Raw genomic sequence first — 11346 nt, forward strand, 5'->3', positions numbered from 1 at the left:
TTTGGATGAACCGTTACATTCACATCATCAGTCGATGAACAGCCATTGCCATCGGTTACAACTACGGAATAATTTCCTGATGTTGATACTGTGATGGTTTGAGTGGTTGATCCATTTGACCACAAATATGTAGCGCCTGCATTGCCTGCATCTAAGGTGATAGTATTTCCAGCACAAGTTTCCTGGTCCGTTCCAAGGTCTACAACCGGGTTTGGATGAACCGCGACATTCACATCATCCGTTGCTGAACAGCCATTGCCATCAGTTACAACTACGGAATAATTTCCTGATGTTGATACTGTGATGGTTTGAGTGGTTGATCCATTTATATGTAGCGCCTGAATTGCCGGCATCTAAAGTAATGCTTCCTCCTTCACAGGTTTCCTGGTCTAATCCAAGATCTACAACCGGGTTTGGATGAACCGTGACATTCACATCATCCGTTGCTGAACAGCCATTGCCATCAGTTACAACTACTGAATAATTTCCTGATGTTGATACTGTAATGGTTTGTGTCGTTGATCCATTTGACCACAGATAGGTTGATCCTGCATTGCCGGCATCTAATGTGATTGTTCCTCCAGCACAAGTTTCCTGGTCCGTTCCAAGGTCTACAACCGGGTTTGGATGAACTGTTACATTCACATCATCCGTTGCTGAACAGCCATTCGGTTACAACTACGGAATAATTTCCTGATGTTGATACTGTAATGGTTTGTGTCGTTAATCCATTTGACCACAAATATGTAGCGCCTGCATTGCCTGCATCTAAGGTGATAGTATTTCCAGCACAGGTTTCCTGGTCCAAACCTAGGTCTACTGTTGGAGGCATATTGACACTGATATTAGCATCATCCATTCCAACACAACCATTAACATCCGTTACGACTACAGAATAGTTACCTCCAATTGGAGTTAAAATGGCTTGAAGAGTTTCTCCATTACTCCAAACATATGATGAACCCGGATGTCCAGCATCCAACATAACAGCAACTCCATCACATGTTACTTTATCAGGCCCCAAGTTAATAACAGGATTGGAATGTACCCTTACATCAACATCATCTGTTCCAGTACAACTATTAATGTCGGTAACGATAACAGAATAATTTCCTGCTGATTTTACAATTATGGACTGACTTGTTTCTCCAGTATTCCATAAATAAGTTCCTCCAGCAAAATTCGCCGTGAGTGTAACGGAATCTCCCTGACAAAATTCTCTATCAAGCCCTAGGTCAACTGATAGATTTGAATTAATATCCACACGAAGTGTATCAAAATCGGGTACAGTACATGGAGCAATTGGTTGAGCGCCTAATTCAAGATCTACATATCCATTAGCTATATCAGTTAAACCTGGAGTATAGTTTGCATTCAAATTTTTGTTGTTATCAAAAGTACCATCTCCTAAAGTTCTCCAAACAAAAGAAGACTCATTTTGAACTGTACCATTTAAAGAGGCAATTCCTGATTCACAAATTGATAAATCTAAACCTGCATCCGCAATTACATGTTGAATTACTGTTACTGTCACATCCAATGGAATCTCTGCCAATTTGTACATACTAATACCATCAAAAGCAAATGCATTATCGCTACCTGAAGTAGATGTATTATTAATTTTAATATTTAATTGAGAATCCGTTCCCGAATAAACTAAAGTTTTATATTCTGTCCAATCACAAGGATTGGCAGTACTAAAATTCATAGCAATTTTACCATTAATGATTACCTCAAAATCGTCATAGCTGGAGTTCTTTAAATTTGTCACATTTAATGAGAAAGTATAATAACTATCTGCATCCACATCAATATCCTGTTCCCAAACCGTTGTGTTTATATTCCCTCCTTCAACAATCAAAACATTATCGCTCGAATTGCCGGTAATTCCGCCACAATCGCTTTTATCTGAACCAAAAACATCTGTATCATTATTAATTGTATACTTACTACTTCTTGATCTACAAGACCATCTCCAAGGTCTGGAACAATAATAATAGTCACTCTGAAAGCCAATATTACCTAATGTAAAATCACCATTATTTACCAGTTCCAAAGTTTTATCTATATAAAATAATCTTAGATTATAAGTAGTAGTAAAATCGGGTGTCACCACTACTCGAGAAGAGAGACCATCTACATCCCAATTGAATAGAAAATCAGTTCCAGCATAAAGTTCTACTGATTCTCCTCTACAAATAATAGTATCATTTAGTGTAACAGGTGGTATTGTTCCAGATGAGCTAGTAATATTAATCATATCCATTGCAGAACATCCATTAATATCCATTACGCGAACTGCATATAAACCAGCTTTATCAACATTTAAATATCTTCCTCTCGATCCATCATCCCAAGTGTATCTGAAATGACTCCCCGCATCCAGCGTAATCACATCTCCATCATTAATCTCCTGATCTGGGCCTAAATCCACTGTTGGAGGAGGAACAAGGTTAACATTGATATCATCAGTAGCATTACATCCATACGAATTGGTTACTGTAACTGAATAATTACCTGCATTATAAACAATTATTTCCTGTGTAGTCTCTCCAGTACTCCACAGGTAGCTTGCTCCTGAAATACCAGCATCTAAAACAACTGGTTCTCCACTACAAACTGTTTTATCTGGACCCAAATCAATATTCAAATTAGCATAGAATCCTACATGAACCGTATCCGATTCAACACAACCAAAAGCATTGGTCACTTCTACTGAATAGTCGCCATCTATAGAAACGATAATGGTTTGCGATGTTTCACCTGTATTCCATTGATATGTTGAACCCAAATTTCCTGCATCCAATGTTACATCACCTCCACCACAGGAAGCGAGATGATCTCCAAATCCTATTACAGGAACCGGATTTAGATTCAATCTTAACTCATCCGTTACTAATCCACAAGGAGAATTTGAAACAGCATTCGCCGTTAAAACCACAATACCACTTGTTCTATCATTGATTCCGGGCAGATACCTTGAATTAACATCTTTGGGGTTTGAAAATGTTCCATCACCAGAGCTTGTCCAATAAAATCCGGTATTATTTGAAACCGAAGCTGATAAACTGGCCTGAACATTCCCACATATTGTTTGATCGGGCCCAGCATTAACCGTCGCAGGATCTACTACATTTACAGTCCTTGAATCAGGAACTTCTACCAAGGGGTTAAATGAAATGCCATCCAAGGCATAATCATTACCACTTCGAATCAAGTTCTTATTTACGATTGAAATTACAATGGAAGTTTTAGAACCAGAATACCATAATGAATAAAATTCCTCCCAATTACATGTTGATCCTGAACTTGGTTCGATATAGTCACCCATAAGAACACCATCAATCATGAACTCAAGACGAGCAGGGTTGGTTGGATGAACATTACATGCCCAAGTTGAAAATGCGTAATATTGGTTTGGATTTACTGTAATGGTTTGACTCCATACAACAACATTTTCATCCGGTGCACCATTTACAATTAAGTAATTGTCTGGACTATTTCCAGAATGACCTCCACAAGGTGAAAAATTTGCATGATACTCATTCGGATTATCATCTACTGCATACCTTCCCTCTTCCCATAAAGATTGAGGATGTGAATGATTAGAGGAAGATAATATTGGATCGGGACAATAAACATATTCACTATAAAAACCTGTATTTCCATAGTCAAAATCACCATTTGTAATCAATTCTGTTCCTGTATCGGGAATAAAAACTCTAAGAGAATAGTTTGTAGTTGTTATAGGTGAAACCGTGATGTTTTTTGACAAATCACCAGTGTTCCAATTGTACATATAAGAGCCTGGTCGCGCCTCAAGTACAACAGATTCGCCTACACAAATTGTGGTATCACTTTGGGGGCTTACAATTTGTGCCGTCCCAAAATGATAACAAATTATTAATAAGTACGTAGAACAAAACAGTCGTAAAAGTTTATTCATTTCCCCTCCTCATTTTACTTAGGCTCACAATTCCCTCGCAATAATTCATTTTGACGAATGATTACTTTTATTTCTTTAACTACGTAAATTTAGTGATTAAAGTTTGTAAAATCCTCAATTAAAAGCTAAGTTTTCTTAAACAAAAAATCATCTCATTGATAATGAGAAGTTTTGCACCACCAGATTATTTTATTCAAATTAAGATTAAATAGTAAAATTACATCTAACAAAAAGATTATTTTTTAATCAAAAATCTTCCAGAACACAACAAGGATAAGGGGTATAGCAACAAAAGAAGGTATTTAAAATAAAAATAAGAGATTAAAAACCATCATGTGTTTTTCGCGAATCTTCGCACAAATTCAACAAATCTCTGAGCTCTTTTTTAGTAAAGGAACGATATTTACCTGGCTTTAAAGTCCCTAAATCAATATTCATGATTCTGAGACGTTTTAGCATGGTAACTTCATAGCCTAAATATTCACACATCCTACGAATCTGGCGATTCAAACCTTGAGTAAGTATAATTTTAAATGTGTGATTGTTTACCTTCCAAACCTTACATTTTTTGGTAACAGTATCCAAAATAGGAATTCCATTACTCATTCGGCGAATAAAATCATTTGTAATCTTTTTATTCACTCGAACAATGTATTCCTTTTCATGATTATTTCTGGATCGAAGAATTTTATTTACAATATCACCATCATTGGTCATAAAAATCAAACCTTCACTTGGCTTATCCAGTCTACCAATTGGAAATATTCTTTCTGGATAATTGATATATGAAACAATATTGCCTTTAACTCGAAGGTCGGTAGTACATGTAATTCCAACAGGCTTATGAAAGACAAGGTAAATATTTCGAACAGTTTTGGTTACAACCTGACCTTTAACAGATATTTCATCGGAACTTGTAACCTTTAACCCCATTTCAGCTACTTTGCCATTCACTTTCACCTTGCCCGTTTCGATCAGCTTATCCGCCTCTCTACGTGAACAATATCCTGTTTCTGCAATTGCCTTATTCAATCGGGTATATTCCATTCCTTAAATCGCCTGTTATTAATATTTAAAGGTTGACAAAAGTAATGGAATATTTCATACCATCACTCCTCAATCATATACATTTTGTTGTTATCAACATTGTAAAAAAGAGGTGCAACAACTATGTTTGGATACTTCTTGCGTAGTCTTTTTGCCTCCATGGCAACAAACTCAGCAGCATTTCCTACTTCGAACATTGGAGCAAAATTATTAAAATGTTCTTCTGCTCTTTCCTTGCTCCAGCCTCCATTATTCACCAATCCATCAATAAATTGTCCTTTCTTCGATACCAAATTAACCATTCCACAGTTGTTGTGTCCAATCAATGCGATATGCTTAATCCCACCAACCGAAATGGCATATGACACTTTAAATTCACTGTATCGAAGATTAGCTCCTCCGGTACGAATGATATAGGAAAAATTCTCTGGAATATGTAGATGTTTTCTATGATCCATACACATTCCTACCAACAATTCTGCTTTGGTATAATCGGTAAAAGGTCTTTTAAGGTTATGATATTCTAACAGTAGTGCAATAGGGGTATTCTGATACTTCGAAAGGATATCTTCTGAAGAATTAATTTCAATAAGTTGATTCATGGTAATTTTGATAATAGTTAATGTTTAGAATGGTTCTAAAGATAACCAATTGAATCTCTTTTGCAAATACCCGAAATTAAAATATCGATGATGCAGTATAACTTGTAAATTCTTCTAAAAATCTCATGCCTTTATTTGAGTTTCCTTTCTTATTTAATCGAGGACTCCAAACTACCATGCTGTATTTTCCAGGGTGAACAACAGCAATTCCACCACCTACTCCACTTTTACCAGGTAATCCTACCTTAAAAGAAAATTCTCCGGCCTCATCGTACAAGCCACAAAGTTGCATTACTGCATTAATTCGCTTCGACTTGCTAGAACTTATTATTTGATTGCCATTAACCGGATCTTTTCCATAATTGGCCAAAAACAAAAACGTTCGAGCCAATTCACTACAAGTCATTTCAATAGAACACAAATCAAAGTAAAAATCTATTACTTCATGAATGTTATTCTCGATATTCCCAAAAGACTTCATCAGGTTACATAAGGCTGCATTTCTATGCCCTTTCGATTTTTCCGATTGTGCAATACGATCACAATAATCTATTTGATTGTTGCCAGACAGATGTCGAACAAAATTAATGAAATCTTCCCTTGGATTTTTCAATTTACTCACCAAAACATCAGCAATAACTATCGCTCCAGCATTAATAAACGGATTTCTAGGAATTCCTTCATCATATTCCAATTGCACCAATGAATTAAAAGGATTTCCTGATGGTTCCACACCAACTCTTTTCCAAAGCTCATCCTCTTCTATTTCAAAAGCCATTGTTAATGAAAGAACTTTAACAATACTTTGAATAGAAAACTTCTCTTCTGAATCCCCAAAATGGTAATTCATTCCCTCAACGGAACACAAATGAACACCAAATTTATTTGGCAATACTCTTTGCAGTTCAGGAATATACGATGCAACTGCTCCATCGTCCTTATAAGAACTCAGCTTTGCATTAATATCGGTAAAAATCTTGTTGTAATCCATTGAAAAAGTCTGAAATCAATTTGAGTTAAAACTAGAAAATAGATTTCCTTAATCCATAATCTTCACGTAGTATTTTCATACAATTGCAGAAAATTATTCTTTTTTAAAAGCTTTGGAAATGTAATTATGAATTCTGCCTCTACTACCTGACTTATTCATCACCTTCAGTCACATACGGTAAGGTAAAATAAAATTCGGTGCCTTGACCGAGAACAGATTCCGCCCAAATTTCACCTCCCATTTTAGTAACAATTCCTTTACAAATGGCTAAGCCTAAACCTGCTCCACCAGATAGTTTAGTGGTTTCTACTTCTGCTCTTTCGAAACGATTAAAAATCCTTTTAATCATATCGGGATGTATCCCTGAACCTGAATCTTTTACAAAAAACAAAAGGTTTCCATTTTGTAGTTCAAAACCAAATTCAATCGTTCCATGAGAAGTAAATTTCTTCGCATTACTTAGAAGGTTATCCAATATTTGTTTTAATTTAACCTCATCAGTGATAAGCTCTGCATCTGCTATAATTTCGCACTTTGTAAGGGTTAATTGCACACCATTATCAAGTGTTTCGATGTGAGAAGAAAAAACCTCATCAAGCAAATTGTTCAATTTAACCCTTCCTCGTTCTATCGTAATATTTCCAGTTTCTATTAATGACAAGTCAAGAACATCGTTAACCACACCCAATAGTTGATTCGAACATTTATGGATAATATCCATATATCTTTCTCTTTGCTCTTTACTTAAGTTTTCACTCTTTAACAGCTCCACAAAACCGACAATCCCATTCATAGGAGTTCTAATTTCATGTGACATGTTTTGTAGAAATGCAGATTTTAAGGATTCACTTTTTTTTGCTTTTTGTTCTGCTTTGCGGATTTTATAAAGATTTTTCCTTAGATAAACATAGAACAAGAGTCCCGAAGCCAATACATAAAACCAACCTTTATATGTTTGAATCACCGTTAAGTAATGAATATCATATATTAATGATTTTAATGCTCGATCGGAAAATAATATCCAGAAACCACCAATGATCAGATAGCTTAGTAAAAATTTATATTCGAACTTTATTTTCGTATTTTTCACAACCTCAAATCAAATAACAAAAAAGATCTAAATAAAGTCTACAAAAATAATTAATCCAATAACATTAAACAACTGTCAATTAGATCACAATGGATAATCCTAAAACAAAGGTGAAAATTATATCACTTTACTAATCTTCAAAAATATTGTACTTGGCTTTTCTTTCTTTCCATCTTTCCTTGGCATATTGTTGCATGTCTACAATCTTATCACGCTCATCAATAATTTCCAAACCAAGTAAAGTTTCAATGATATCTTCCATGGTAACAATACCATCCATTCCACCATATTCATCAACCACTAGAGCAATATGTTCTTTTTCACTTAGCAGCTTATCCCAGGTATTTAGGAGCGTTTGAAATTCAGGTACCACAACTATTGGACGAATCAGATCTTTTAACTTCAAATCCGTTTGTCCCTCTGCCAACTTCTCAAATACAGTTTGTCGAAACACATAGCCAGTAATATTGTCTTTATTTTCCTGATAAACAGGAATTCTAGAATAATACAAGTATTTCTTTTTCCCCAGAAAATCTTTCAATAACATATTTTCATCAGCCACTTCTACAACCACACGAGGTGTCATTACTTCCGTAACATTCAGGCTTTTTAACCTGATCAAATTTTGAATAATTCTATTCTCCTTTTCTTCGAACACACCTTCCTCAGTTCCAATTTTAGCCATTGCTGATATTTCTTCACGACTCACAGAAACCTCATCTTCACCACGAGAAAATATTTTTGAGATATAGCCAGTTAAAACCACCAAAGGATAGGTTAAAAACACCATCGCGTTAATAATCAAACCAGAAACAATAGCCAGATTCCTCCAATACAATGCTCCTATGGTTTTTGGTATAATTTCGGAGAATATCAAAATTAGAAAAGTTAATACTGCCGAAATAACACCAAAGTAAACCTCTCCAAACAGTTTTGTTGCTTCAGCACCTACTCCAGCTGCACCAATTGTATGCGCTATTGTATTTAATGAAAGAATGGCAGACAAAGGCCTCTCAATATTCTCTTTTAGTTTGATAAAAGTATTGGCAGACTTTACTCCATTTTCCTTCTTCACATTCAAAAAAGAAACTGGCGTAGAAAGAAGTACCGATTCCATTACTGAACACAGAAAGGAAACAAAGAGTGCTAAAAAGAGGTAGAAAAACAGAAGAAACATGTTGATTTTTTTGTTACAAGTTATTTTGCCCCAAAATACTTCTTTTTACTGATTTTTAATCAGCATAATCCCGAATTTTAGTAATTCAATTGATGTTCTTGTTTTCCAACAATTTGAAATCGCTTGGATAAGGAGTTTCCTTCCTCATCAACAAATGTTATCAAATGCTTTCCCTCTCCCGGAGCAATTTCTAACTGATGATTCCCACAAGTTGTTCCAATAAACTCTCCATCAAGATGCCAATAAACATTTGTATTAGGATCATGGTGGGCAATTTCAAATACAATTTTCTCACGTTTACCATCCAATCCAACTGGCACAAATATCCTGTCATTTGATTTGGGATAAATCAATTCCATCGCTTGTGATTCAGCGACTCCAACACAATCATCCCTAAATGGCGGTAAGGGTCTGTACAATGGATTTCGTTTTTTATAATACCATTCCATTGCAGGTGGCAAAACAAACCATGATTGGTGTACCATATTATCTACTTTTTCACAATCCGAATTTACCCGATATCTTTTTGTAGCATCCAAATGAACTTGTTTGTGATAGGGACAAACATTTGTTTCCAATCCAGATCTTCCAATCCATAACGTATCAACCTGATCACACCATCTTCCGGCTCTGTGTCCGCTGTTTCGACAGATTGGAACCAATTCCATCTCGTCAACAGGCTGTTGAAACCATTCACTTTTCGGTAATAAATCGAACACATCAAACATTATGGGTGCAGCAGCTCCAACTCCTGTTAAGCCTGGCCTACCTTCTCCATCAGCATTTCCGGCCCAAACTCCAACCACATAATCCGATGTTACACCAATTGCCCATGCATCTCTAAATCCAAAACTGGTCCCTGTCTTCCATGCTATTTTTTGCGATGAAGAAAAAGATCTCCAACCACTTTCTCCATCTGGACGATTGACTTCTAACAAGGCTTCAAATGTTTGATAAACGGATGATGCTTTTAAAAATGCTTGAGAATCGGGGTTTTTCCATTGAATTGAATCCCCTGTATATCCAAGCGCCTGAAATTCGTTGGAATAGTAGACACCATCATCAGTGTTATAATGATTCAAGATTCCAGCCATGCTGACATACATACCACACATGTCCCAAAGGCTCCCCTCTGCACCACCTAATATTAGTGATAAGCCATAGTGACCAGCTGGTCTGTTCAAACTGGACATGCCCATCTTTTTCAGAAAGAAATGAAATCTTTCAACTCCATAATCTTTAAGCATTCTCACGGCCGGAACATTTAATGATCGAGCCAATGCTTTTTGAGCAGGAACTGCTCCATTGTATCTTAAATCAAAATTTTTAGGCGAATAACCAGCAATTTGAGTAGGAATATCTGCAACCAAAGTATTGGGTAAAATTTCACCTTCGTTTAACATGCTAGCAAATAAAAATGGTTTTAAAAGGCTACCGGTACTTCTAAGCGAACGAATAATATCAACCTGATTACCATGCTTTCTTTTTCCTGTATTTTCAGTGTTTCCTACATAAACCAAAGTTTTTCTGCTTTTGGTATCAACCACCAAAACAGCCATATTGTACACCTGATTTGCCTCAAGATTCCTTTGGTGCCTTTTCACAATTTCGTTTACCCTGTTCTGCAAACCAAAATTGATGGTAGAAACAAGCCTCTCCCCTCTATTTTTCTTATGCACCTGATCGAGCAAATGTGGTGCAACTCTTGGCAAATGGTGAATTTGACGCGGAACATCCTCTAGTTTTGCCAGCTCACAAGTAGTCGAATCAATTTCACCAACTCTATACAATTTATCCAATAATCCATTTCGTTTCCTTTGCAATATCTCACTATTCTTTCCCGGATAAATCAAAGATGGTGCATTGGGCAAAACAGCTAAAGTTGCAGCTTCTGCCCAGGATAATTCATTGGGTGTACGTCCAAAAAATCGCCAGGATGCAGCTTCCAATCCTACTACATTTCCTCCAAAGGGAGCATGAGAAGAATACAAAGCCAAAATCTCTTCCTTGGAATATCTGACCTCTAATCGGAAAGCGAGAATCATTTCCAGAATCTTCCTATATATAGTCCTTGATTTACCTTTTTGAGAAATTCGGATCAGCTGCATACTAACGGTGCTTCCACCACTTACAACTTTGCCAGCCTTCAGGTTTTGTAGGAGCGCTCTTCCCATCGATACCGGATTCACTCCAGGATGAGAATAAAAGTATTGATCCTCGAAAGCCAATAATGATTTCTCAAATTTCTTTGGCACTTCTTTTATTTGAGGAAACCTCCACTGACCATCATCTGCAATTCTGGCTCCCAACAATTTGTTTTCCTTCGAATACAAAATTGTAGAGTAAGGATCATGAAAAAGCTGTTTTGGCAATGAAAACCAAAACAAAATCAATAACAGAAAAAATGCCAGCAATATAATGCGGCATTTTCTCGATTTACAATATTTTACATTCAGTGTTTTCATCAGAAATAAACCTGCCAGGACTATATAT

The 11346-nt window shown here is 36.1% G+C and carries 9 protein-coding genes; all 9 read right to left on the reverse strand.

Annotated features, from left to right (window positions below; all coding sequences use genetic code 11):
• Positions 1-233: hypothetical protein (locus DF185_RS07495; protein WP_165835973.1), on the reverse strand; the 233-nt coding region annotated here is incomplete at its 3' end.
• Positions 234-261: 28 nt separating this feature from the next.
• Positions 262-645 (reverse strand): hypothetical protein, encoded by a 384-nt coding sequence (locus tag DF185_RS23485; RefSeq protein WP_133249993.1) that lies wholly within the window; start codon positions 643-645, stop codon positions 262-264.
• Between the two features lies 1 nt (position 646).
• Positions 647-3946, reverse strand: coding sequence for a hypothetical protein (locus DF185_RS07500; RefSeq protein ID WP_133249994.1), 3300 nt, complete (start codon positions 3944-3946; stop codon positions 647-649).
• Between the two features lie 321 nt (positions 3947-4267).
• A complete protein-coding gene (locus DF185_RS07505; RefSeq protein WP_110360146.1) occupies positions 4268-4993 on the reverse strand; it encodes a pseudouridine synthase in 726 nt (241 codons plus the stop codon).
• 62 nt (positions 4994-5055) lie between these two features.
• Positions 5056-5595: a carbonic anhydrase gene (locus tag DF185_RS07510; RefSeq protein ID WP_110360147.1), complete on the reverse strand. Its 540-nt coding sequence runs from the start codon at positions 5593-5595 to the stop codon at positions 5056-5058.
• 76 nt (positions 5596-5671) lie between these two features.
• Entirely contained in the window at positions 5672-6586 is a 915-nt protein-coding gene (locus DF185_RS07515) for a glutaminase (RefSeq protein WP_110360148.1), read from the reverse strand.
• 151 nt (positions 6587-6737) lie between these two features.
• Positions 6738-7676 carry a sensor histidine kinase gene (locus DF185_RS07520; protein WP_110360149.1) on the reverse strand — a complete coding sequence of 313 codons (939 nt, stop codon included), beginning with the start codon at positions 7674-7676 and terminating at the stop codon, positions 6738-6740.
• A gap of 130 nt (positions 7677-7806) precedes the next feature.
• Entirely contained in the window at positions 7807-8853 is a 1047-nt protein-coding gene (locus DF185_RS07525; protein ID WP_110360150.1) for a CNNM domain-containing protein, read from the reverse strand.
• Between the two features lie 77 nt (positions 8854-8930).
• Complete coding sequence (pbpC, locus tag DF185_RS07530) at positions 8931-11318, reverse strand: penicillin-binding protein 1C (protein ID WP_110360151.1); 2388 nt, start codon at positions 11316-11318, stop codon at positions 8931-8933.
• Between the last annotated feature and the right edge of the window lie 28 nt (positions 11319-11346).

Source organism: Marinifilum breve, from assembly GCF_003202155.1.
Taxonomy (GTDB): domain Bacteria; phylum Bacteroidota; class Bacteroidia; order Bacteroidales; family Marinifilaceae; genus Marinifilum; species Marinifilum breve.

Excerpts from the sequence above, each read along its gene's own strand:
- DF185_RS07500 (WP_133249994.1), bottom strand. The coding sequence starts at position 3,946 with ATGAATAAACTTTTACGACTGTTTTGTTCTACGTACTTATTAATAATT.
- DF185_RS07505 (WP_110360146.1), bottom strand. The coding sequence starts at position 4,993 with ATGGAATATACCCGATTGAATAAGGCAATTGCAGAAACAGGATATTGT.
- DF185_RS07510 (WP_110360147.1), bottom strand. The coding sequence starts at position 5,595 with ATGAATCAACTTATTGAAATTAATTCTTCAGAAGATATCCTTTCGAAG.
- DF185_RS07515 (WP_110360148.1), bottom strand. The coding sequence starts at position 6,586 with ATGGATTACAACAAGATTTTTACCGATATTAATGCAAAGCTGAGTTCT.
- DF185_RS07525 (WP_110360150.1), bottom strand. The coding sequence starts at position 8,853 with ATGTTTCTTCTGTTTTTCTACCTCTTTTTAGCACTCTTTGTTTCCTTT.
- pbpC (WP_110360151.1), bottom strand. The coding sequence starts at position 11,318 with ATGAAAACACTGAATGTAAAATATTGTAAATCGAGAAAATGCCGCATT.